Origin of the sequence: Amycolatopsis vastitatis, assembly GCF_002234595.1 — a bacterium.
Lineage (GTDB): Bacteria > Actinomycetota > Actinomycetes > Mycobacteriales > Pseudonocardiaceae > Amycolatopsis > Amycolatopsis vastitatis.
Genome location: NZ_NMUL01000031.1, coordinates 52187 through 75357, shown reverse-complemented (window position 1 = coordinate 75357; position 23171 = coordinate 52187). Strand labels below are relative to the sequence as shown.

Below are 23171 nucleotides of genomic sequence, written 5' to 3'. Positions count from 1 at the left end.
GGGTCGCGGAGGTGACCACCCCAGCCACCCGGGCCGAGGCGCTGCACCTGACCGGCGAACGAACCGTCCCCGGCATCGCCGAGGAGAACTACTGGTTCCGTCGTCACGAAGCCGCGTACCTCGCCCTGCTCCCCCACTGCGCGGACGCGACGGTGCTCGAAGCCGGCTGCGGCGAGGGCTACGGCGCCGGGCTCCTGGCCACCACGGCCCGCCGGGTGCTCGCGCTGGACTACGACGTCCCGACCACCGAGCACGTCGCCCGCCGCTACCCCGAAATCGACGTCGCGCGGGCGAACCTCGCGTTCCTCCCGGTGCGGGACGGCGTGGTCGACGTCGTGGCCAACTTCCAGGTCATCGAGCATTTGTGGGATCAGGCCGGCTTCCTCGCGGAGTGCCACCGGGTGCTGAAGCCGGGTGGTCGCCTTTTGGTCACGACGCCGAACCGGCTGACCTTCACCCCGGACAGCGACGCGCCGCTGAACCCGTTCCACACCCGCGAGCTGGCGCCGTCGGAGCTGGCGGAGCTGCTCACCGACGCCGGCTTCGACGTGGAGACCTTGCACGGGCTGCACCACGGCGACGCCGTGCGGGCGCTCGACGAGCGGTACGGCGGTTCGATCATCGACGCCCAGCTCGACGTCGTCATGGGCGAGCTGCCCGGGCAGGCCGTCTGGCCGGCGGCGCTGCTCGCCGACGTCGCCGCGATCGAGGCCACGGGGTTCGAGATCCACGGCGACGACCTCGACGCGAGCCTCGACCTGGTCGCCGTGGCGGTGCGCCGGTGACCGACTACGAGGGGACGTTCTGCGTCGTCCTGCACAGCCACCTGCCGTGGCTGCCGCACCACGGCAGCTGGCCGGTCGGCGAGGAATGGCTCTACCAGGCGTGGGCGCATTCCTACCTGCCGATGGTCGACCTCCTCGAGCGGTTCGCCGCCGAAGGCCGCCGCGACGTGCTGACGCTCGGCGTGACGCCGGTGCTCGCCGCGCAGCTCGACGACCCGTACAGCATCCGCGCCTTCCACGACTGGCTCGGCCACTGGCAGCTGCGCGCCCAGCACGCGTCGACGTTGTGGCGCGGTGACCCGATCCTGCGCGAACTCGCCGCGGCCGAACACCGGACGGCGGTCCGCGCGGCCGAAGAACTCGGCAGCCGGTGGCGGCACGGCTTCTCCCCCATCCTGCGGTCGCTGGTCGACAAATCGACGATCGAGCTGCTCGGCGGCCCGCTGGCGCACCCGTTCCAGCCGCTGCTCGACCCGCGGGTGCGCGAGTTCGCGCTGAACGCGGGCCTCTCCGACACGGCGCTGCGGCTGGGGTCACGGCCCGAGGGAATCTGGGCGCCGGAGTGCGGCTACGCGCCTGGCATGGAAAACGACTACGCGGCCGCGGGCGTGCGGCGGTTCCTGGTCGACGGCCCGTCGCTGCGCGGGGCGACCTGGGCCGCGCGACCGGTCGGCGGCACTGACGTCCTCGCCTTCGGCCGGGACCTCGAGGTCACCTACCGCGTGTGGTCGCCGAAGGCCGGTTATCCCGGTCACGCCGCGTACCGCGACTTCCACACCTGGGCGCACGAGGTCGGGCTCAAGGCGTCGCGGGTCACCGGCAAGACCGTCGAACCGCAGGACAAGGCGCCCTACGACCCGGCGCTCGCCGCGGACGTGCTGGGGCTGCACGTCAAGGACTTCGTCGAAACCGTCGTGACGCGGTTGCGGTCGTTGAAGGCCCACCATGGCCGTGAGGCGCTCGTGGTCGCCGCTTACGACACGGAACTGTTCGGGCACTGGTGGCACGAAGGACCGGCCTGGCTGGAAGGCGTGCTGCGCGCGCTGCCCGAAGCCGGGGTGCGGGTCACGACCCTGAAGGGCGCGGTGGAGGCCGGCCACGTCGGTGAGCCGATCGACCTGCCTTCGTCGTCGTGGGGCTCGGGCAAGGACTGGCGTGTCTGGGACGGCGAGCAGGTCAAGGACATGGTCGACGCCAACGCCGCGTTGCAGGAACGGCTCCTCGGCCTCGTCGCCGGATTGGACACCACGGCGCGAGACACCGTCGCCGACCAGGCCGTGGCCGAAGCGATGCTGGCGCTGGAGAGCGACTGGGCCTTCATGGTCACGAAGGACTCCGCCGCGGACTACGCGCGCCGCCGCGCCCAGGTGCACACCGAGCGGTTCGACGCGCTGGCCGGGCTGCTGCGCCGCGGCGACCGCGCGCGAGCCGAAGAACTCGCCGCCGCCTACCGCGCCGACGACGGACCGTTCGGGCACCTCGACGCCCGGGCGCTGAAGCACGACTGAAAGGGGACGGACCTCATGGGGATCCACGAAATCCCGGTCAAGACGCTCGACGGGCAGGACAGCTCGCTGGGTTCGCTGGCCGGCCAGGCGCTGCTCGTGGTCAATGTCGCGTCGAAATGCGGCCTGACCCCGCAGTATTCCGGCCTCGAGCGGCTGCAGGAACGCTTCGGCGGCCAGGGTTTCTCCGTCGTCGGATTTCCGTGCAACCAGTTCGCCGGGCAGGAACCGGGCAGTGCGGAGGAGATCCAGACGTTCTGCTCGACGACCTACGGCGTCACGTTCCCGCTGTTCGAGAAGATCGACGTCAACGGCGAAGGCCGGCACCCGCTCTACGCGGAGCTGACCAAGACGGCCGACGCCGAGGGCGCCGCGGGCGACGTCCAGTGGAACTTCGAGAAGTTCCTCGTCGGCGCCGACGGCGAGGTCCTGGCGCGGTTCCGGCCGCGCACCGAACCGGAGGACGAGGCGGTCGTCAAGGCCATCGAAGCCGCGCTGCCGTCCTGACCCGGGACCTCGGGACCTCGGGATTCGACCGACGAGAGACCGATCGCCGGGGTGGCTCGGACCGCCCCGGCGCGTTCCGGAGAAGAGATGCTGACGACCCGCTGGTGATCAGCATCACATTCGGCCGGGATCTTCGCAGTCGGCCACCACGGGCCCGTCGACCTTTTGCGACTCGCGAGTAACCTCTGCCCATGCGTGTGCTGATGCTGTCCTGGGAGTACCCGCCAGTGGCCATCGGTGGCCTGGCCCGGCACGTGCACGCGCTCGCCACCCACCTGGCCCGCCAGGGCCACGAGGTCGTGGTGCTCTGCCGGCACGCGGCGGGCACCGACGCCGGGACGCACCCGCGCACCGACCGCGTCGTCGAGGGCGTGCGGATCATCCGGGTCGCCGAGGACCCGATGCACGTCACGTTCGAACGCGATCTCGTCGCCTGGACGCTGGCCATGGGGCACGCCATGATCCGCGCCGCGCAGGACCTGCTGCGCACCTGGCAGCCCGACGTCGTCCACGCGCACGACTGGCTCGTCGCCCATCCGGCCATCGCGATCGCCGAGGCCGCGCGGGTGCCGCTCGTCGGCACGATCCACGCGACCGAGGCGGGACGGCACTCCGGCTGGCTGTCGCACCCGCTGAACCAGCAGGTTCACTCGGTCGAGTGGTGGCTGGCGAACCGCGCCGACGCGCTGATCACCTGCTCGCAGGCCATGCGCCGCGAGGTCGCGCACCTCTTCGAGGTCGACGCCGAGGACGTCACGGTGATCCACAACGGCATCGAGGAACGCGGCTGGCAGGTGCCGGCCGACGAGATCGCCCACGCCCGCGAGGCCTACAGCCCGGCCGGGGCGCCGCTGTTGCTCTATTTCGGACGGCTCGAGTGGGAGAAGGGCGTGCAGGACCTGCTGGCCGCGCTCCCCCGCATCCGGCGCCGTCATCCCGGCACGCGCGTGGTCGTCGCCGGAAAAGGACGACACTTCGACGAGCTCGTCGAGCAGTCGCGGAAGCTGCGGGTGCGGCGCGCCGTCGACTTCGTCGGGCACCTGTCCGATCGCGACCTGCGGGCGGCGCTGGCCGCGGCCGACGCCGTGGTGCTGCCCAGCCGGTACGAGCCGTTCGGGATCGTCGCGCTGGAGGCCGCGGCGGCGAAGGCGCCCCTCGTGGCGTCGACGGCCGGCGGGCTCGGCGAGGTCGTGGTCCACGGCGAGACAGGCCTGGCGTTCAGCCCCGGCGATGTCGCGGAATTGGCCAACGCTGTGACGGCAGTGCTCAGCGACGCCGACGCCGCGGCGAAGCGCGCGAAGGCCGCGCAGTCGCGGCTGGCCGCGGACTTCGACTGGGGCCGGATCGCCGAGGCGACCGCCGCGGTCTACCGGCGGGCGAAGCCGGGGGAACCGGTCGAGCTGCCCCGGCCCAAGATCGCCACCGGCAACGCCTTCGAACCGGTCCCGGCCGAAATCCCGGAAGTGTAGGCGCCGCTCAGAAATGGCAGGGACGGACGCAGTCCGGACCGGCCGAGACGGTCGTGATCGTGATTCCGTCCACGGCGAACGCGAGCGACAACACGACGAAGAGGGTGACGACGGCAGCTCTCAACCTGCTGGTCATGGGGACTCCTCGGGAAGTGGTACCTCGCAGCGAGCATCCGCGCCGCGCCCCGGGGAAACAACAGGCGGAACAGTAAGGGTGAGTACGTATTCGCCGTCCGCTTCACCGCGTGCCGGTCAGGAGGCGGACCCGGATCCGTTCGCGCAGCGGTCCGTGCGGGGCGACCGCCTCCCGGACGCGTTCGGTGAATTCCGGCCTCGCCTCCGGCGCGGGCAGCCGGTCCGGGCTCATCGCCGAAAAAACGCCACCGACGATCTCCTCGACGGTCAGCGGCGCGGAGTATTCGACGACGCGCGCGGCCACGGCGTACCCGGCGGCGGCCAGGGCGTCCGCGTAGCGCTTCTGGCTCGCCTCGTCCGTGCCGCAGGTCCGGTGGACCGGGGTGCCGAGGTAGGCGGCGAGGACCTCCCGCAGCGCGGCCGACCACGCGCTGCTCTGCAGCCACAGCGGCTCGCCGTTGGTCACCACCGCGACACCGCCGCCGGGACGCAGCAGCGGGCGGACCGCCGCGAACAACCGCTCGTGGTCCATCCAGTGCAACGCCTGCGCCACCGTCACCGCGGCCAGCCGCCCAGGCCCCAGGACCGCGGCGAGCGCGCCGACGTCGGAGTCCGCGCCGAGCAGCCAGCTGACGTTCGGCTCGTCGGTCGCGAGACGGGCTTGGGCGAGCATCGCCGGTTCCGGGTCCATGCCGAGCACCGCTCCGGCGCGGGGCGCGAGCACCCGGGTGAGCTGGCCGGTGCCGCAGCCGAGGTCGAGCACGACGTCGTCGCGGGTCAGCGCGAACGCCGCGGCCAGCTCGCGCGCCACTTCGGGCGGGTAGCCGCGCCGGAACTTCTGGTAGTACTCGCTCACTTCGCCGCCGAACGCCGCTGCCGTCATCCCGCGAGCCTGCCCACGGCGCACCACGGCCGGGGTGGTTCCGCCGAGAGCGGACTCAGAAGATCGGCAGCAGGACGCCGTGTTCGGACTCCGGGCGCGGGCCGAAGATCCGGCGGTCGGCTTCGTTGATCGGGACGTCGTTGATGCTCGCCTCGCGACGGCGCATCAGGCCTTCGTCGCTGAACTCCCACAGTTCGTTGCCGTAGCTGCGGAACCACTGCCCGCCGGCGGTCCGGGACTCGTACTGGAACCGGACACCGATGCGGTTGCCGCGAAAGCCCCACAGTTCCTTGCGCAGCGCGTAGTCCAGCTCGCGCGCCCACTTCCCGGTCAGGAACTCGACGATCTGCGCGCGCCCGACGATGTGACGGTCGCGGTTCCGCCACACCGAATCCTCCGTGTACGCGAGCGAGACGCGCTCGGGGTCGCGCGTGTTCCACGCGTCTTCGGCGGCCTGGACCTTCTGGCGGGCGGTGTCTTCGTCGAACGGCGGGAACGGCGGGCGCGGGGTCATGGCGGCTCCTTCCGGACGCGGAGAACGTGCGTTCTCCACTGCTGCCGCTAGACTAGAGAACGATCATTCTCAGCGCCAGGGGCAGGTGACATGAATTCCACCGAGGCGACCGGCCGGCTGCTGGAGGCCGCCGAAGAGCTCTTCTACGCCCACGGCGTGCAAGCGATCGGGATGGACGCCGTCCGCGAACGCTCCGGCGTCTCCCTCAAGCGGCTCTACCAGTGCTTCCCGGCGAAGAACGACCTGGTCGAGGCCTACCTCCTGCGCCGGGACGAGCGCTGGCGCCGGTCGTTGCGCGAATTCGTCCACGCCCGCGGCGACGACCCGCTCACCGTGTTCGACTGGCTGAAGAGCTGGTTCGCCGAGCCGGGCTTCCGCGGCTGCGCGTTCATCAACTCCTTCGGCGAGTTCGGCGAGCCCGCACCGGGCATCGCCGCCGCGATCCGCAAGCACAAGGACGAGGTCCGCGCCTACCTACGTGGTCTCGTTTCCGGCCAGAACCTCGCCGACCAGCTGTTCGCCCTCGTGGAGGGCGCGACCGTGCTCGCCGCGATCACCGGCAACCCCGGCGAAGCCGACACGGCCCGCGAAGCCGCGAAGGTCCTGCTGGCCGCTCAGGGGTAGAGCGTCAGCCCCGGATCGAGCCCGACCTCGGCCAGCTGGGCGAGGCTCAAGGGCGGCGACGGCATGTCCGGCGCATCGCCCTGGTTCGCGTCCCGGGCGGTGTTCTGGGCCTCGACGAGGACGCCTGTGCCGTCGGGCTTGGTGACGTTCACCCGGTTGACCGTCGGGCCGCCCGGCATGGTGAACGTCTCCTCGACGATCGTCTCGCCGTGTGGTCCGGTCCGGCGGTGGCACGAGCCCTCGGTCCGCTCGGGCGGCGGGCTGCACTCGGACGCCGGGGTGGCGTTGCCGCCGAGCCGGGTGACGACGGCCCAGACGTTGCCCTTGTGCGCTTTCTCCGTCGTCGAGGCCGCGGCCATGAAGTAGTCCTCGCCGCCGCTGCACGTGCTGTCCTTGGCCACCGTCGCGGAAAAGACGTGGAAGAAGGCCAGCGGTGGGTGCTGGGTGCCCTTCGGGTACTGCCCCAGCGTGTGGACGCCCAGCGTCGTGCCCGCGGCGACGCGCTGCCGGACGGCGTCGGTGAGCACCGTCGTCAGCCGGTCCGCCACCACCGTCGCCTTCTCACGGAGCGGAGCCGTGGTCGGCCGGGGGGCGAGCCGGCACGGGTCGGACGACGAGGGTGGCGCGGCCGCTCCGGGCTGCACCACGCTCGGCGCGGGATCGCCCGGAGCGAGGACGAGCACCGCGCCGGCGGCCACCGCCGCGACGCCCGCGCCCGCGGCGGTCCACGGGTTCGCCACGCGGCGCACCCGCGCCCGGCGGCGTTCGCGATCCAGCACCGCCTCTACGTCCACTGTGGACGGCGGGACGGCGCCGATCGCCGCGTCGAACTGTTCCCTGCTCATTTTCCCTCCATCAGCTCTGGCTCGCGGCGACGAGCGCGCGCAGCGAGTCGAGCCCGCGCGCGGTCTGGCTCTTCACGGTTCCGGGTGAACACTCGAGGATCTCGGCCGTCTCCTCGATCGAAAGGTCGCAGTAATAGCGCAGCACCACCGCGGCCCGGCGCCGCGGCGGCAGCGCGTCGAGCAGTTCCAGCAGGCCGAGCCGTTCGACGACGTCGTCGGCGGGCAGCACCGCCGGCTCCGGCAGCGTCTCCGCCGGTTCCTCCCGCCGCCATGCCCTGGCCTTCTCGTCCAGCCACGTCCGCACGAGGATCCGGCGGACGTAGGCGTCGAGGTGCTCCACCTGCCGGGCGCGCGGCCAGTGCCGGTACAGCTTGCCGATCGTGATCGACACCAGGTCGTCGGCGAGGTGCCAGTCCCGGCACAGGAGGTAGGCGGTGCGGCGCATGACTTCCATCCGGGTCGTGACGTAGTCGCGGTACCCCGCCTCTTCCGACCGTTTCACCAGTTCCTCCTCGTCGCCCTCACCTGTCGAACGGGACCGGCGGGCGCGGGGGTTGCCCGGAGATCGAAATCCGGGCAACCCGCCGCCGCGCGGAGCCCGTTCCACGAACCGGGGGACCCGACAGTGAGGAACATTCCATGAGGAAACCGATCACCGCGGTCATCGCGGTGACCTTGGCCGCGGGCGTGCTGACCGCACCCGTCGCCGCGGCCGCCCCGGCGGGCACACCGGCCGCGGCACCGAGCCGGATCACGCTGGTCACCGGCGACCAGGTGCTGGTCAGCGGCGCCGACGCGCGGGTGCTGCCCGCCCGCCGGGACCGGCCCGTGCCGTTCCAGCAGTACGTCCGGCGCGGCGACCGTTACGTCTTGCCCGGCGACGCCGCCGCGCTGGTCCGGGCCGGGCGGCTCGACGAGCAGCTGTTCAACGTCACCGGTCTGCTGCGCCAGGGCTACGACGACGCCCGCACGCCGCACGTGCCGCTGCTGGTCCGGCAGGCGGGCCCGGCGGTCGCCGCCCGGACCGGCGTGGCCGCCCGGCCGGCCGCGCTCGGCTACACCGCGCTCGACGAGCCCAAGTCCGGCGCCGCGGCGTTCTGGAACCGGCTCACCACGCAACCCGCCACGCTCGCGGCGGGCACCGCGAAGGTGTGGCTCAACGCGAAGGTGCAGGCGAGCCTCGACCAGAGCGTGCCGCAGATCGGCGCGCCCACGGCGTGGCAGGCGGGCCTCACCGGCCGCGGCGTGACCGTCGCGGTGCTCGACACCGGCATCGCCACCGCCCACCCGGACTTCACCGGCCGCGTGGGCCCGGGCAAGGATTTCACCGGCAAGGGCAGCATCGAGGACGGCGCCGGGCACGGCACGCACGTCGCTTCGACGGTCGCCGGCTCCGGCGCGGCGTCCGGCGGGAAGTACCGGGGGGTGGCACCCGACGCGACCCTGGCCGTCGGCAAGGTCCTCGACGACTCCGGCCACGGCACCTTCGACAGCGTCCTGGCCGGCATGCAGTGGGCGGTGACCGAGGCGCACGCCCGCGTGGTGAACATGAGCCTCGGCAGCAGCCCGTCGGACGGGACCGATCCGGTGTCCGAAGCCTTGAACACCCTGACCCGCGACTACGGCACGCTGTTCGTCGTCGCCGCGGGCAACTCGGGCCAGGACGAGACCGTCGAGAGCCCGGCGGCGGCCGACGCGGCGCTCGCCGTGGCCAGCGTGTCCAAAAAGGACGTCCTGAGCGCGTTCTCCAGCCGCGGCCCCCGGCCCGGCGACGGTGCGGCCAAGCCGGACGTCGCGGCCCCCGGCGAGTCGATCACCGCGGCACGCCCGGCCGGGATCCCGCCCGCGGGCGAACCCGTCGGCGACGGCTACCAGACGCTGAACGGCACGTCGATGGCGACGCCGCACGTCGCGGGCTCGGCGGCGATCCTGGCCCAGCAGCACGCCGACTGGCCGGCCGAGCGGCTCAAGGCCGCCCTGACCAGCAGCGCCACGCCCATCGACGCCGGGCCGGCCGCGGTCGGCACCGGCCGCGTCGACGTCGCCCGCGCGACAACCTCACCGGTCACGGCCACCGGCGGAGCGTCGGCGTTCCTCCCATGGCCCAATCATGGGATGACCAAGAAGGCGACGGTCACCTGGTACAACTCCGGCGCCACGCCGGTCACGCTGACGCTCGCCAGTGACCTCGGCGGCCTGGTCACCTTCCCGGCGGCCGTGACGGTGCCCGCGGGCGGCAGCACCCCGGTGGAGCTCACCTTCACCGCCCAGGACGGCGCGCCGGGCACCCACGGCGGCATCCTCACCGCGCGCGGTGACGGCGTCAGCACCCGGACCGCGCTGTCGGTCCGGCAGGAGGGGGAGATGTACGACCTGACCATCGGCCTGGTCGACCGCGACGGCAAGCCGTGGACGCCGACCGGCTACCCGCCGGTGGCAATCATCGACCTCGACACCGGCTCGTTCACCGACGCCGGACCGGGCACCTACCGGCTGCCGCGCGGCCGGTACGCCGTGCACAGCATCATCGAGACGCCGCGGCCCGGTCAGGAGCCGTCGTTCAGCTTCATCAGCCTGCCGGAACTGGTGCTCGACCACGACGTCACGCAGAATTTCGACGCGCGCGACGGCAAGCCGATGTCACTGGAGCCGGACAACCCAGCGGCGCGCGGCGGCACTCACCACGTTGAGCTGCTCAGCCGGATCACCGCCTGCGCCTGCGTCTTCGCGGACCTCACCGACCTCGACCCCCGCTTCCACGAAGCGTTCGCGGCTACGGTGCCGGGGACCTCGTCGGCCGCCTTCGCCTTCAGCCAGCTGCGCCGGGCCACCGAACCCGACCTCGAGCTGACCGCGGACGACGGGAAGCCGTTCGCGGTCCGGGGCATGTGGCTGGAGTCCGCCGCGCCGGCCGGCAGCAGCACGCTGCCGATCGTGTCCGGTGGTGCCGGCACCCCCGAGGACCTGGCCGGGATCGACGCCCGCGGCAAGCTCGTGGTCATCGAGTTACCCATGGGCACGGAGATCACCGAGGCGTACCAGCGGCTCTCGAACGTCGAGCACGCGGGGGCGAAGCTCGGCCTGGTCTCCATGGCCGGCGACGCGGCCGCGGCCACGGTGCTCGGCGGCAGCATCCCGGCACTGACCATGCCGACGATCTGGAGCGGGAGGTCGGTGACCGGACAGCGTCTGGCGGAACTGGCGAAGAAGGGCGGCGCCTCGGCGACGGTGGTCAGCCGTCCGTCGCCGAATTTCCGCTACGAACTCACCGACGGCGTCGAGCGGGCCGTGACGGCCGCCCGCGTGCAGCGGCCGAAGACGCGTGACCTCGCCGAGGTGCGCACCGCCTACTACGACAACGTCCCCTCGACCATCCGTTACGTCGCCGGGTACGAGTTCTTCGGCCGGATGGGCGGCTATGGCTACACCGAACCCGTGGCCGACCAGCAAGAACGCACCGAGTACTACTCCCCCGGCCGGTGGGAAACGGTGTGGACCGCCAGTTACTTCAGGGAGCTGACGGAAAAGCTCGACCTCGCCGCGGGCAGCAAGCACCAGCTCGCGTGGAACAAGGCCGTGGCCGGCCCGACGTTGCGCGGGCTGACCGTGACCCACTCCGGCGAGCAGCCGCGGCCGTGGGCGTGGCGCAAGGACGGCGTCTTCGACATGCGGCTGCCGCTCTTCGGCGACGCCGCCGGACGGCCGCGCACGCCCGAGCCGGCCGCCGGGGACACCGGTTCGGTGAGCCTCTCGAAGGACGGCGTCGCGATTCCCGTGCCTCCGGCAGGGCCGGGCTGGGCCACGATCCCGGTGCCGGACGCCGACGGCGCGTACCGGCTCTCCGCGGACGTCCACCGGCACACCGACTGGTGGCCACTGTGGACGGACGTGTCGGCGGAGTGGGGCTTCCGCTCGTCGGCCGCCGCGGACGGCCAGGCCCTGCCGCTGCTCACCGCGCGGTTCGACCCGGCGGTCGACCTCCGCAACCGCGCACCGGGCGGCCGGGTCTTCACGTTCCCGGCGTTCGTCGAACGGCAAGGCGGCGGGGCCGGGACGAAGCTGGCCGTCGAGACGTCCACGGACGACGGACGCACTTGGCAGCCCGCGGTCACCCTGCGGACCGGGGATCACTGGACCGTCGTGGCGCGGAATCCGAAGAGCGGTTTCGTCTCGCTGCGGGCGAGCGCGTCGGACGACAGCGGGAACACCGTGCGGCAGACGGTGATCCGGGCGTACGCGATCTCCTGACGGCGGAAATGAACCGGTCCCGGTGGCGGGGAGCCGCCGCCACCGGGACCGGTCCGGACCACACCATCCCAATCAGTGTGGATCCGGCTTCCCCTCGTCAGGTAGGGGAAGCCGGGGCCCCTGCTACCGGGCGTCCGTGAGGTACCGCGCGTAGGCACCCGTGGTGAGGAAGCTCGGCAGCTTCTCGCCCAGCGCGGTTTCGGTGAAGATCTCGTACGCGTCGTCGAGGCGGTTGCCCGCACCGAGGTCGGCGCGCACCGAGGCCAGCTCGTCGTTCAGGAACTCGACCGCCAGCTCGCGGGTCAGGGCGGTGCCGTCCTCGAGCTTCGTGCCGTTGCGGATCCACTGCCAGACCTGGCAGCGCGCGATCTCCGCGGTGGCCGCGTCCTCCATCAGGTTGTGGATCGCCGCCGCGCCGGTGCCGCGCAGCCACGCGTCGACGTACCGCAGCGCGACGTTGATGTTCGCGCGCACGCCCGCCTCGGTGACCTCGCCGCCGGCGCTGGCCACGTCCAGGAGGTCCTCCGCGGTGACGTGGACGTCCTCGCGCAGCTTGCCGAGCTGGTTCGGCCAGCCGCCCAGCACGCCGTCGAAGACCTCGCGGCAGACCGGGACCAGGCCGGGGTGCGCGACCCACGAACCGTCGAAACCGTCGCCTGCCTCGCGTTCCTTGTCGGCACGGACCTTCTCGAGCGCGGTCGCGTTGATCTCGGGGTCCTTGCTCGGGATGAACGCGGCCATGCCGCCGATGGCGTGCGCGCCGCGCCGGTGGCAGGTGCGCACGAGCAGTTCGGTGTAGGCCCGCATGAACGGCACGGTCATCGTCACCTGCGCGCGGTCCGGCAGCACGAAGTCGGCGCCGTGCGCGGCGAAGTTCTTGATCATGCTGAAGATGTAGTCCCAGCGACCGGCGTTCAACCCCGCGGCGTGCTCACGCAGCTCGTAGAGGATTTCGTCCATTTCGAACGCGGCGGTGATCGTCTCGATCAGCACGGTCGCGCGGATGGTGCCGCGCGGGATGCCCAGTTCGCGCTGTGCCAGCAGGAAGACGTCGTTCCACAAACGCGCTTCGAGGTGGTTCTCCAGCTTCGGCAGGTAGAAGTACGGGCCGACGCCGCGAGCGAGCAGCTGGCGCGCGTTGTGGAAGAAGTACAGGCCGAAGTCGACCAGGCTCGCCGACACCGGACGGCCGTCGATGCGGATGTGCTTCTCCACCAGGTGCCAGCCGCGCGGGCGCGCCACGATCGTCGCCGGGTCCTCGCCGATCGTGTAGCGCTTCCCCGCTTCCGTCGTGAAGTCGATGTTGCGGCGGATCGCGTCGTAGAGGTTGATCTGGCCGTCGATGACGTTGTGCCACGTCGGCGACGTCGCGTCCTCGAAGTCCGCCAGCCACACCTTGGCGCCGGAGTTCAGCGCGTTGACCGTCATCTTGCGGTCGGTCGGGCCGGTGATCTCGACGCGGCGGTCCTCCAGGCCCGGCGCGGTCGGGGCGACGTGCCACGACTCGTCGTCGCGGATCGAGCGGGTCTCCGGCAGGAAGCCGAGCGGCTTCTCCCCGGACTGCAGTTCCTCGCGCCGCACGCGGCGGGCGTCGAGCAGCTCGCGCCGGCGGCCGGCGAACGTGTTGTCCAGCTTGGCCAGGAAGTCGAGTGCCGCCGGGGTCAGGATCTCCGCGAACCGGCCCTCGACCGGGCCGGTGACCTCGATGCGGTAGTTCAGCCGATCAACCATGGGGTGCCTCCGCGAGCTGTGGGCGGGGAAGGAAGAAGGGGAAGGTCGCGGCCTGACGGCGGAGGGGGGATGCCGTCGTCAGGCCGCGGCCGGGATCAGTGGAACTGGGCTTCCTCGGTGGAGCCCTTGAGCGCGGTGGTCGAGCTCTGCGGGTTCAGCGCCGTGGCGATCTGGTCGAAGTAGCCGGTGCCGACCTCGCGCTGGTGCTTGGTCGCGGTGTAGCCACGGCTCTCCGAAGCGAACTCGCGCTCCTGCAGGTCGACGTAGGCGGTCATGCCCTCGCGGGCGTAGCCGTGCGCCAGGTCGAACATCGAGTAGTTCAGCGCGTGGAAGCCGGCCAGCGTGATGAACTGGAACTTGTAGCCCATGTGGCCGAGCTCGCGCTGGAACTTCGCGATCGTCGCGTCGTCCAGGTGCTTCTTCCAGTTGAACGACGGCGAGCAGTTGTAGGCCAGCATCTGGTCCGGGAACTTCGCCTTGATGGCCTCGGCGTACTTGCGCGCCACCTCGAGGTCCGGCTCGGAGGTCTCCATCCAGAGCAGGTCGGCGTACTGGGCGTAGGCCAGGCCGCGCTCGATGCACGGCTCGATGCCGTTGGTGACCTCGTAGAAGCCCTCGGCGGTGCGGCCGCCGGTGAGGAACTGCTGGTCGCGCTCGTCGACGTCGCTGGTCAGCAGTGTCGCGGCCTGGGCGTCGGTGCGGGCGACGATCAGCGACGGCACGTTGAGCACGTCCGCGGCGAGGCGGGCGGCGTTCAGCGTGCGCTCGTGCTGCTTGGTCGGGATCAGCACCTTGCCGCCGAGGTGACCACACTTCTTCTCGGACGCGAGCTGGTCCTCCCAGTGCACACCCGCGGCACCGGCCGCGATCATGCCCTTCATCAGCTCGAACGCGTTCAGCGGGCCACCGAACCCGGCTTCGGCGTCAGCGACGATCGGGGCGTACCAGTCGATGTCGGTGTTGCCCTCCGCCCAGCTGATCTGGTCGGCGCGGCCCAGCGCGTTGTTGATGCGGCGGACCACGGCCGGCACCGAGTTGGCCGGGTACAGGCTCTGGTCGGGGTAGGTCTGACCCGACAGGTTGGCGTCGGCCGCGACCTGCCAGCCGGACAGGTAGATCGCCTGCAGGCCCGCCCGGACCTGCTGGACGGCCTGGTTGCCGGTGAGCGCGCCGAGCGCGTGGATGTAGTCCTCGGTGTGCAGCAGGCCCCACAGCTTCTCCGCGCCACGGCGGGCCAGGGTGTGCTCCTCGACGACACTGCCGCGCAGCTTGATCACGTCTTCGGCCGAGTAGGAGCGCTGCACGCCCGCCCAGCGGGGGTCGCTCGCCCACTGCGCGGCCAGCTCCGCGGCCGCCTGCTTGGCCTGTTCCGTCATCGGATCTCCCGGTGTTGCGAAGTTTGCGATTGCTCGCTTTGCTTGCTCAGACCCTGACACGCCAGGGAAAACCGGGTCCAGTCGTCCAATTTGCCAATTTGTGCGAAGGTTCCGTACGCTCTTTGCAAAGGTTGCGAATCGGCCGGTTCGCAAGTGCGCGAAAATCCGCGTTCTTGACCGGTCACGTAACCGTTCAGGACCGGAAACCTTCCGGAAAGGAGGGCACGAATGGAGAAGACTTTCGCCGGCGCCCGGTTGCGCCACCTTCGCGAAAGCCGGTCGATGAGCCAGGCCGACCTCGCCCGTGTGCTCGAGATCTCACCCAGTTACCTCAACCAGATCGAGCACAACTCGCGTCCGCTGACCGTCCCGGTGCTGCTGCGGATCACGCAGGCGTTCGGGGTCGACACCGAGTTCTTCGCCAACAACGACACGTCCCGCCTGGTCGCCGACGTCAAGGAAGCGCTGCTCGACGAGGCCCTCGGCATCGACGTCACGATGAGCGAGCTCAACGAGCTGGCCACGAACCTGCCGGCGATCGCGCAGGCACTGGTCAAGCTGCACCGCAGCTACCGCAACGCCGTCGAGAACACCGCCGCGCTGACCACGGAAAACGGCCTGGGCCTGCACGGCAGCGCCGCCGCGCCGCTGCCGCACGAGGAGGTCCGCGACTTCTTCTACGAGCGCGAGAACTATGTCGCGGAACTGGACGAACGCGCCGAGAAGATGGCGGCCGACATCCCGCTGCAGCGCGGCCAGGTGCTGAGCGCGCTGAAGGAACGCCTTTCCCAGCGCTACGGCGTCGAGGTGACCAGCGAGGGCATCGACGAATCCGCCGGCCAGCAGCACCGCTACGAGCCGGTCACCCGCGTGCTGCGGCTGGCGCCGAGCCTGCGGGTCGGGCAGCAGGCGTTCCGGATGGCCTCCCAGATCGCGCTGCTGGAGTACGACGACCTGATCACCGAGCTCGCCGACTCGTGGGCGTTCTCCGGGCCGGCCGCCCGGTCGCTCGCCCGCGTCGGCCTGGCGAACTACTTCGCGGGGGCGCTGATCCTCCCCTACGGCCCGTTCCTCGCCACGGCCGAGCGGTTCCGCTACGACATCGAGCGGCTGTGCGACCACTTCGGCGTCGGCTTCGAGACGGTCTGCCACCGGCTGTCCACCCTGCAGCGGCCGAAGCAGCGCGGGGTGCCGTTCTCCTTCGTGCGGGTGGACCGGGCCGGGAACATGTCGAAGCGGCAGTCCGCGGCCGGGTTCCACTTCTCCCGCGTGGGCGGCGCCTGTCCACTGTGGAACATCTACGAGGCGTTCACCCAGCCGGGCAAGATCCTCACCCAGATCGCCACCCTGCCCGACGGCAAGAGCTACTTCTGGGTCGCGCGCACGGTGTCGCGCAACATCGGCGGCTACGGCAGCCCCGGCAAGACGTTCACCGTCGGCCTGGGGTGCGAGCTGCGGCACGCCGGGCGGCTCGTCTACTCGACCGGTCTCGACCTGGACGAGCCCGCCGCGGCGACCCCGATCGGCATGGGCTGCAAAGTCTGCGAACGCCCGGCGTGCTCCCAGCGCGCGTTCCCGACCATCGGCAAGCAGCTCACCGTCGACGAGAACACCAGCACCTTCGTCCCCTACCCGGCGGTGCCGAAGGGCTGATCATCCCCTCATTCGATCACGTGCGTGGTCCACTTCGTCTCGTCCGGGCCGAGCAGGGTGACGCGGTCGAGCAAGCCCTGCGCGTCGATGCCCGCGGCCTGCGGGTGGTCGATCGCGACGCACGCCCGCAGCCCGTTCTTCGTCGTGCACCGCGGGTCGCCGAGGCCGTACGTGCGGCGGGCGCCCGGCGGTGAGACGTTGATCGTCACCAAAGCGCCGTTCGACGAGTACTGCAGCACCAGCTGCCAGGGGACGCCGTCGGTGTCCGGACGGCGCGACGTGGAGGCGTCGGACAGGCGGAACGACGGCGGGAGGCTGCTGATGCGCAGCGGCAGGGGCACCGCCCGGGGCCCGAAGGTCACCTCGCCCGCGACCCGCACCAGCGCCTGCTGCAGGTCGGGCCGGGCGAGGTAGTACGTGTGCAGCTGGGCCCACCGGCCGTCCGGGGTCGGCCAGCGCAAGTAGCTGTCGCCGTGGTTGAGAGGGTCGTTCACGTCGGTCGTGATCCAGTGGCCGTCGCGGCCGCCGACCTTCTGCGGGACCTGCTTCGGCGTGCCGCTCAGGTCGCGTGGGGGGCCCGGTTCGCGGTCGTCGACCGAGAGCCAGATCATCGGGGCCAGGTCGCCGCGGCCGATGGCCAAGACAGTGTCGCCGTGTCCGCCGGCGGCGTATTCGATGCCCTTGATCTCCTCCGGGAGCCAGCCGAAGCTCGCCTTCGCCACCAGCGGGTTGTCGGTGGGCGCCGGCGCGACGGACACGGGGCGGGGTGCGGGCGCCACGGCCACCGGCGCAGGTGCCGGGGACGGCCGGAACACCGAAACCGCCACCACCCCGCCGGCCGCGACCACCGCGGCAGAGCCCACGACCAGCGCGGTGGTCCGCACACGACGACGGCGTCCCCCGATGTGGCGCGCGCGGCCGACGTCGATCCGGGGCGGCGGCGCGGGCGCGTCGGCCAGTTCCTTCAACATCGTGGTCAGTTCGTGGTCGGTCATGGTCGTCCCTCCGGAATGCTGACGGGCTCGCGCAGCAGCTCGCGCAGCGTGTCGACGGCCTTCGCGGTCTGGCTCTTGACGGTGCCTTCGGAGCAGCCCAGCGCCCGCGCGGTGTCCGCGACCGGCAGGTCGCAGAAGTACCGCAGGACGACCGTGGCGCGCTGCCGCGCCGGCAGACGTTCCAGCGCGGCGCGCAGGTCAAGGGCCATTTCGACGTCCGAGCCGGGGACGGGCGGGTCCTGGTCGTCTTGGCGCAGCTCGACCCGCCGCCACCACGATGTCCGCTGCTCCGCCAGGAACGTGTTGACCAGCGTGCGGCGGGCGTACCCGTCCAGGTTGTCCGCCCGCCCGGCGCGGTGCCAGTTCGTGTAGAGGCGGGTGATCGCGGACTGGACCAGGTCGTCGGCCCGGTGCCAGTCGCCGCAGAGCAAGTACGCGACCTTGCGCAGCCAAGCCGCCCGCGTGGTCGCGTACTCGGTGAAGCCGCCGTCCATCGGCGCCCCCCATCTTGTCGTCACCCCTTTGATGCGCCCGGGAGCCCGGGCGGTTGCCCCCGGCGCCCGAGTCGTAGATTCACCGGGGTGCACGACATCGACACGGTGACCGCGGCGACCATCGAAAAGGCCGCCGAGCGGCTGGCCGGGGTGGTGACCCGGACGCCGCTGGAACCGAGCGCCCGGCTGTCGGCCCGCGTGGACGCCCGGGTCTGGGTGAAGCGCGAGGACCTCCAGACAGTCCGGTCGTACAAGATCCGCGGGGCCTACAACTTCATCGTCCAGCTCGACGAGCCGACCCGCGAGCTCGGCGTGGTCTGCGCCAGCGCGGGCAACCACGCCCAGGGCGTCGCGTACGCGTGCCGGCGGCTCGGCGCGAACGGCCGCGTGTACGTCCCCGGCACGACGCCGCGGCAGAAGCGGGAACGCATCGCCACGCTCGGTGGCCCGCACATCGAGGTCATCGTCGTCGGCGAAACGTACGAAGACGCCTTCGCCGCGGCCAACGAGGACGCCCAGCGCACCGGCGCGACGCTGGTCCCCGCGTTCGACGACGTCCGCACGGTCGCCGGCCAGGGCACGGTCGCCCTGGAAGTCGTCGAGCAGCTGGGGTTCGTCCCGGACGTCGTGGTCGTCCCGGTCGGCGGCGGCGGGCTGCTCGCCGGGGTCGGCAGCTGGCTGCGCGAGCGGCACCCGGGCGTCCGGATCGTCGGCGTCGAACCCGCGGGCGCGGCCTGCCTGGCCGCGGCGCTGGCGGCCGGGCACCCGGTGCGGCTGCCGGAGCTCGACTCGTTCGTCGACGGCGCCGCCGTGCGCGAGGCCGGTGCGGTGACCTATCCGCTGATCCGCGAGAGCGGCGCCGAACTGACCGCGGTCGCCGAGGGCGCGGTGTGCACCGAGATGCTGGCGATGTACCAGTCCGACGGGATCATCGCCGAGCCGGCGGGCGCGCTCGCGGCGGCGGCGCTCGGCACGGTCGTCGACGTCGAGCCCGGCCAGACCGTCGTCTGCCTGATCTCCGGCGGCAACAACGACGTCAGCCGCTACAGCGAGATCCTCGAACGCTCGCTGATGCACGAAGGGCTGAAGCACTACTTCCTGGTCGGCTTCCCGCAGGAGCCGGGGGCGCTGCGGCGGTTCCTCGAGCAGGTGCTCGGGCCCGAGGACGACATCACCCGCTTCGAGTACGTCAAGCGCACCAACCGCGAGATGGGCCCGGCGCTGGTCGGCGTGGAGATCGCCCGATCATCCGACCTTCCGGGACTGCTGGCCCGGATGGACGCGAGCCCCCTGCAGGTCGAGCGGATCGAGCCCGGCAGCCCCCTGTTCCACTTCCTGCTGTGACGGCGTGGTCCACTAGGCGGATGGTGAAGGTCGACGGGGTCCGCAGTGTCGAGGCGTTGCGCGAAAAAGTCCACGAGGGTGCGGAGCCCGAGTACCTGCTGTTCTACGGGCACACGCCCTCGAAGTCCGGGCGGGTGACGGCGAGCTGCCTGAGCCAGTGGTGGGTCGACCCGTTCGAAGCCGCCGGTCTCGTCTACCCGACCGCCGAGCACTACATGATGGCCGGCAAGGCGTCGCTGTTCGGTGACCACGAGAAAGCCGAGCTGATCCGGCAGACCCCCGACCCGAAGACCGCGAAGGTGCTCGGGCGTGAGGTCGACGGGTTCGACGCCGCCACCTGGGAGCGGCACCGGTTCGACATCGTCGTCGACGGCAACCTGGCCAAATTCCGGCAACACCGCGACCTGCGCCGGTTCCTGCTCGGCACCGGCGACGCCGTGCTCGTCGAGGCGTCCAAGAAGGACCTCGTCTGGGGCAGCGGGCTCGCCCGCGAAGAGAAGAACGCGACCAAGCCGGACTACTGGCGCGGGCTGAACCTGCTCGGCTTCGCGCTGATGGAAGTCCGCGAGCAGCTGCGCGTCCGGTAGCAGCAGCGGCCCGGAAGTCAGGGACAGTCGGAGTCGCCGCCGCTCCGCTCGACGCAGTGCGTCGGCTCCGGCGGCGGTGGCGGATGGGGACGGGTCTGGGCCCACCGGACCGCCGCCACCACGGCGACCACGACGACGCAGGTCCCGTAGAACCAGGTCCAGCGCCATCGCCGCGTGACCGCGGAAACGACCACGCCGAGGACCGGGATGCCCGCGCCGAGCCAGGACGCCCACTCGAAGGTGCCGCTCGCCGCGGCGGGATTGCCGGGTCCCAGTCCCATGCCGTCCGCCGTCAGCGCGCCCCGGACGAACATCAGCGGGACGACGACCAGCCACGTCAACGCCCCCAGGGCGAGGAGGGCGGCCACGGCCACGTCGCGGAAGTCACGCCACACGGTCAGCCGCCCGCGCATTCGCCGCCGCCAGCGTGCTCGACCCAGTGGCGCGTGGTCGCCGCGACGACCACGCCCGGCAGCAGGCCACGGCGCACAGCGCGAGCGCGGCCGGCGTCAGGACGGTCCGGTTCTCCCCCACCGGGCCAGTATCGCCGACCGCTACTGCTCGCCGAGGGTCTTTTGGAGTGCCTTGTTCGCCTTCCGCGCCATGTCCGCGACAGCCTCGCGACGTGCGGCGTCGGCGGCGTAGTCGTCCTCACGGTTGCGGACCACCCGGGCCGGCGCGCCGACCGCGATCGAGTAGTCCGGAATGTCACCACGGACGACCGCGTGCGCGCCCAGCACGCTGCCGCGGCCGATGCGGGTGCCCTTCAGCACGCTGACCTTGGTGCCGAGCCAGGTGTCCGGCCCGATCCGCACCGGCGACTTCACGATGCCCTGGTCCTTGATCGGCACGTGGATGTCCGAAATGACGTGATCGAAGTCACAGATGTAGACCCAGTCGGCGACAAGCGTGGCCGCGCCGAGCTCGATGTCGAGGTAGCAGTTGATGACGTTCTGGCGGCCGAACACGGACTTGTCGCCGATCCGCAGCGAGCCCTCGTGGCAGCGGATCGCGTTGCCGTCGCCGATGTGGACCCAGCGGCCGATCTCCAGCCGCCCGTAGCCGGGGCGGCAGTGGATCTCGACGTCCTTGCCGAGGAAGAGCATGCCCCGCAGGATGATGTGCGGGTTGGCGAGCCGGAACTTGAGCAGCCGGTAGTACCGGACCAGGTACCAGGGCGTGTACGCGCGGTTGCGCAGCACCCAGCGCAGCGAGTCGGCGGTCAGGAACTTGGCCTGCCGCGGGTCTTGCCGGGCACGGCGCCAGGCCCGCACCCGCGACAGCGCGGGCGCACCCCACATCGACGTCATGCCCGTGACCGTAACCTGTGTGCGGGACGGGTTCGCAGGCAAGGGGAGCTGGATGGGCACGAAGCTGATCATCGACACCGACCCAGGCGTCGACGACGCGCTGGCGATCGCGCTGGCGGCGCTGTCCCCGGACGTCGACCTGCTGGGCGTGACGTCGGTTTTCGGCAACGTCCCGCTGGAGCGCACGACGTCCAACGCGCAGCGCCTGCTGGAGCTGTTCGGCCGCGCCGACGTGCCCGTGGCGGCCGGGGCCGCGCGGCCGCTGGTGTACTCCAAGCCGCGTGACGCGAAAGCGGTCCACGGCGGTGACGGCCTGTCGGGCCACTCCTACACGCTGCCCGAGGCGACGCGGCCCCAGGACGAGCGCGACGCCGTCCGCCTGATGCTGGACCTGCTGGAGTCCTCGGACGATCCGGTGACCATCGCCCCGATCGGGCCGTTGACGAACATCGCCGCGCTGCTCGCGGCGCACCCGGGCGCGGCGGCGAAGATCGCGCGGCTGGTGATCATGGGCGGCGGGGTGACGTTCGGCAACAGCACGACCGCCGCGGAGTTCAACATCTGGAGCGACCCCGAAGCGGCGCGCCGCGTGCTGGTCGAGGAGGACGTGCCGGTCGTGCTGGTGCCGCTGGACCTCACCCACCGCTGCGCCGTCGACGGCGAGTGGCTGGCGAAGCTGGCCGCGTCGGGCCCGGTCGGCGCCACGCTCGAAGGACTGACGTCGACCTACCGGCAGCACTACACGCGCGTGTTCGGCGAAGACCGCATGGTCATGCACGACGCGGTCGCGGTCGCCGAGGCGATCTCGCCGGGCATCCTGCGCACCGAGACCTACCGCGTCGACGTCGACTGCGGGCTGGGCCCGGCCCGCGGGCAGACCCTGGTCGACCGGCGGCGGCTCGGCGAAGACGATCCGCAGTTCGTGCCCGGCCGGCCGATCGAAGTGGCCGTGGACACCGATCTCGACGGCCTGCGCGGCTTCGTCCTCGACCGGCTGACCGGGGCCGCCCGGTGAGCGAGGAGCCCGAGGCCGCCCCGGAAGAGACGGCCGGAGAACCCCGTCGCCGCAAGCCCGTCGTCGTGGTCGCCGCGGTGGTCGTCGTCGCGGCCGCGCTGGTGACCGGCGTCCTGCTCGCGCCGAAGCAGCAGGAGACCACGAACGCCGCCGCGACGGTCACCTCGGCGCCGCCGAAGCCGTCGTCGAGCGCGCCACGGACCTCGCCGCAGACCTCGGCGCCGCCGAAGGTGCCGGAAGCGAGCGAGTTCGACGCCTGGGCGTCCAAGACCAGCCAGTGGCTCGACGTCCCGCTGCGCGCGATGGTCGGCTACGCGAAGGCGACGACGAAACTGGGCAAGGACGTCCCCGGCTGCCACCTTTCGTGGGTCACGCTGGCCGCGGTCGGAAAGGTGACCACGGACCACGGCCGTGCGCGCGGCGGCCAGTTCGGCACCACCGGCGTGCTGGACAAGCCGCTCGGCACCATCGAGGTGCGCGACTTCTACAACAAGGTCGTCTCGACGGCGAACGCGGCCGGGCCGATGCAGCTGTCCCCGGCGATCTGGGGCAAGTACCAGGCGAGCGCGTCGGGCGGGAAGCCCGATGTGCAGAACATCGACGACGCGGCCCTGACCACCGGCCGCGCGCTCTGCGCCGACGGCCACGACCTGTCCCAGGGCCAGGTGTGGTGGAACTCGGTCAGCACGCTGCAGCCGGCGCCGCTGTTCCTGCACCGCACGCTGGCCACGGTGAACGTGTACGGCACGGTCGGCCAGGGCTCGGCGGCGCCGAACGCGGCGGTGCTGAGCGCGGTGAACTTCGCCATCGACAAGATCGGGCTCCCCTACATCTGGGGCGGCAACGGCACCGGCGGCAACGACCCGGGCTTCGACTGCTCGGGCTTGACGACGGCGGCGTACGCGAGCGCCGGCGTCAAGCTGATGCGCACGGCCGACACGCAGTTCCGGAGCGTGCCGCACGTGACCGACCCGCAGCTGGGCGACCTGATCTTCTACGGCGAGCCGTCGACGAAGATCCACCACGTCGGTCTCTACATCGGCAACCAGCAGATGATCGACGCCCCGCAGACCGGCCAGGCGGTGCAGGTCCACTCGTACCGCCGTGACGGCGACGACTACGCGGGAGCTGGCCGCCCGACGCAATAGCGT

The 23171-nt window shown here is 71.7% G+C and carries 22 protein-coding genes; 11 read left to right on the top strand and 11 right to left on the bottom strand.

Annotated features, from left to right (window positions below; genetic code table 11):
- The first annotated feature begins 11 nt into the window (after positions 1–11).
- From CF165_RS28690 to CF165_RS28675, 4 genes are all read left to right on the top strand, one after another.
- On the top strand, positions 12–785 hold the full coding sequence (locus tag CF165_RS28690) for a class I SAM-dependent methyltransferase (protein ID WP_093950706.1): 774 nt from the start codon (positions 12–14) through the stop codon (positions 783–785).
- Positions 782–2293 carry a 1,4-alpha-glucan branching protein domain-containing protein gene (locus CF165_RS28685; protein ID WP_093950705.1) on the top strand — a complete coding sequence of 504 codons (1512 nt, stop codon included), beginning with the start codon at positions 782–784 and terminating at the stop codon, positions 2291–2293. The genes CF165_RS28690 and CF165_RS28685 overlap by 4 nt, the downstream gene beginning before the upstream one ends.
- A 15-nt stretch (positions 2294–2308) precedes the next feature.
- On the top strand, positions 2309–2797 hold the full coding sequence (locus CF165_RS28680) for a glutathione peroxidase (protein WP_093950704.1): 489 nt from the start codon (positions 2309–2311) through the stop codon (positions 2795–2797).
- Between the two features lie 191 nt (positions 2798–2988).
- A complete protein-coding gene (locus tag CF165_RS28675; protein WP_093950703.1) occupies positions 2989–4266 on the top strand; it encodes a glycosyltransferase family 4 protein in 1278 nt (425 codons plus the stop codon).
- 7 nt (positions 4267–4273) lie between these two features.
- Here CF165_RS28675 and CF165_RS53485 read toward each other — a convergent pair whose 3' ends face one another.
- From CF165_RS53485 to CF165_RS28665, 3 genes are all read right to left on the bottom strand, one after another.
- Positions 4274–4402, bottom strand: coding sequence for a hypothetical protein (locus CF165_RS53485; RefSeq protein ID WP_276209745.1), 129 nt, complete (start codon positions 4400–4402; stop codon positions 4274–4276).
- A gap of 102 nt (positions 4403–4504) precedes the next feature.
- Positions 4505–5284 (bottom strand): class I SAM-dependent methyltransferase, encoded by a 780-nt coding sequence (locus CF165_RS28670; RefSeq protein ID WP_093950702.1) that lies wholly within the window; start codon positions 5282–5284, stop codon positions 4505–4507.
- 55 nt (positions 5285–5339) lie between these two features.
- Positions 5340–5798, bottom strand: coding sequence for a nuclear transport factor 2 family protein (locus CF165_RS28665; protein WP_093950701.1), 459 nt, complete (start codon positions 5796–5798; stop codon positions 5340–5342).
- A 90-nt stretch (positions 5799–5888) separates the two neighbouring features.
- Between CF165_RS28665 and CF165_RS28660 the strand changes: the two genes are divergently transcribed.
- Positions 5889–6422, top strand: a complete 534-nt coding sequence (locus tag CF165_RS28660) for a TetR/AcrR family transcriptional regulator (RefSeq protein WP_093950700.1) — start codon at positions 5889–5891, stop codon at positions 6420–6422.
- Here CF165_RS28660 and CF165_RS28655 read toward each other — a convergent pair.
- Positions 6413–7267 (bottom strand): hypothetical protein, encoded by an 855-nt coding sequence (locus tag CF165_RS28655; RefSeq protein ID WP_093950699.1) that lies wholly within the window; start codon positions 7265–7267, stop codon positions 6413–6415. The two genes, CF165_RS28660 and CF165_RS28655, sit on opposite strands and share 10 nt — an antisense overlap.
- 10 nt (positions 7268–7277) lie before the next feature.
- On the bottom strand, positions 7278–7769 hold the full coding sequence (locus CF165_RS28650; protein WP_093950698.1) for a SigE family RNA polymerase sigma factor: 492 nt from the start codon (positions 7767–7769) through the stop codon (positions 7278–7280).
- Between the two features lie 137 nt (positions 7770–7906).
- Between CF165_RS28650 and CF165_RS28645 the strand changes: the two genes are divergently transcribed.
- The gene (locus CF165_RS28645; protein ID WP_093950697.1) at positions 7907–11515 is read left to right on the top strand and encodes a S8 family serine peptidase; all 3609 of its coding nucleotides are present in this window, start codon (positions 7907–7909) and stop codon (positions 11513–11515) included.
- 123 nt (positions 11516–11638) lie between these two features.
- On the opposite strand, the gene aceB is transcribed toward CF165_RS28645, so the two are convergent.
- Positions 11639–13246 carry a malate synthase A gene (gene aceB, locus CF165_RS28640; protein ID WP_093950696.1) on the bottom strand — a complete coding sequence of 536 codons (1608 nt, stop codon included), beginning with the start codon at positions 13244–13246 and terminating at the stop codon, positions 11639–11641.
- Positions 13247–13341: 95 nt separating this feature from the next.
- On the bottom strand, positions 13342–14622 hold the full coding sequence (aceA, locus tag CF165_RS28635) for an isocitrate lyase (RefSeq protein ID WP_093950695.1): 1281 nt from the start codon (positions 14620–14622) through the stop codon (positions 13342–13344).
- Between the two features lie 228 nt (positions 14623–14850).
- Here aceA and CF165_RS28630 point away from each other — a divergent pair, with 228 nt between their 5' ends.
- Complete coding sequence (locus tag CF165_RS28630; RefSeq protein WP_093950694.1) at positions 14851–16275, top strand: short-chain fatty acyl-CoA regulator family protein; 1425 nt, start codon at positions 14851–14853, stop codon at positions 16273–16275.
- Between the two features lie 8 nt (positions 16276–16283).
- Here the strand turns inward: CF165_RS28630 and CF165_RS28625 are convergent, their stop codons facing one another.
- Positions 16284–17270 carry a hypothetical protein gene (locus tag CF165_RS28625; protein ID WP_093950693.1) on the bottom strand — a complete coding sequence of 329 codons (987 nt, stop codon included), beginning with the start codon at positions 17268–17270 and terminating at the stop codon, positions 16284–16286.
- Positions 17267–17764, bottom strand: coding sequence for a SigE family RNA polymerase sigma factor (locus tag CF165_RS28620; protein WP_093950692.1), 498 nt, complete (start codon positions 17762–17764; stop codon positions 17267–17269). Before CF165_RS28620 ends, CF165_RS28625 begins: the two co-directional genes overlap by 4 nt.
- Positions 17765–17851: 87 nt before the next feature.
- Between CF165_RS28620 and ilvA the strand changes: the two genes are divergently transcribed.
- A complete protein-coding gene (gene ilvA, locus CF165_RS28615; protein WP_093950691.1) occupies positions 17852–19108 on the top strand; it encodes a threonine ammonia-lyase IlvA in 1257 nt (418 codons plus the stop codon).
- 20 nt (positions 19109–19128) lie between these two features.
- The gene (ybiA, locus tag CF165_RS28610; protein ID WP_093950690.1) at positions 19129–19695 is read left to right on the top strand and encodes a riboflavin biosynthesis intermediates N-glycosidase; all 567 of its coding nucleotides are present in this window, start codon (positions 19129–19131) and stop codon (positions 19693–19695) included.
- Positions 19696–19712: 17 nt separating this feature from the next.
- On the opposite strand, the gene CF165_RS28605 is transcribed toward ybiA, so the two are convergent.
- Complete coding sequence (locus CF165_RS28605) at positions 19713–20108, bottom strand: DUF6234 family protein (RefSeq protein ID WP_240521840.1); 396 nt, start codon at positions 20106–20108, stop codon at positions 19713–19715.
- 141 nt (positions 20109–20249) lie between these two features.
- Positions 20250–21005, bottom strand: a complete 756-nt coding sequence (locus CF165_RS28600; RefSeq protein WP_003058890.1) for an acyltransferase — start codon at positions 21003–21005, stop codon at positions 20250–20252.
- A gap of 52 nt (positions 21006–21057) precedes the next feature.
- Here CF165_RS28600 and CF165_RS28595 point away from each other — a divergent pair, with 52 nt between their 5' ends.
- Both CF165_RS28595 and CF165_RS28590 read left to right on the top strand, forming a co-directional pair.
- On the top strand, positions 21058–22020 hold the full coding sequence (locus CF165_RS28595; RefSeq protein WP_093950689.1) for a nucleoside hydrolase: 963 nt from the start codon (positions 21058–21060) through the stop codon (positions 22018–22020).
- Positions 22021–22085: 65 nt separating this feature from the next.
- Entirely contained in the window at positions 22086–23168 is a 1083-nt protein-coding gene (locus CF165_RS28590; RefSeq protein WP_093950882.1) for a C40 family peptidase, read from the top strand.
- The last annotated feature ends 3 nt before the right edge of the window (positions 23169–23171 follow it).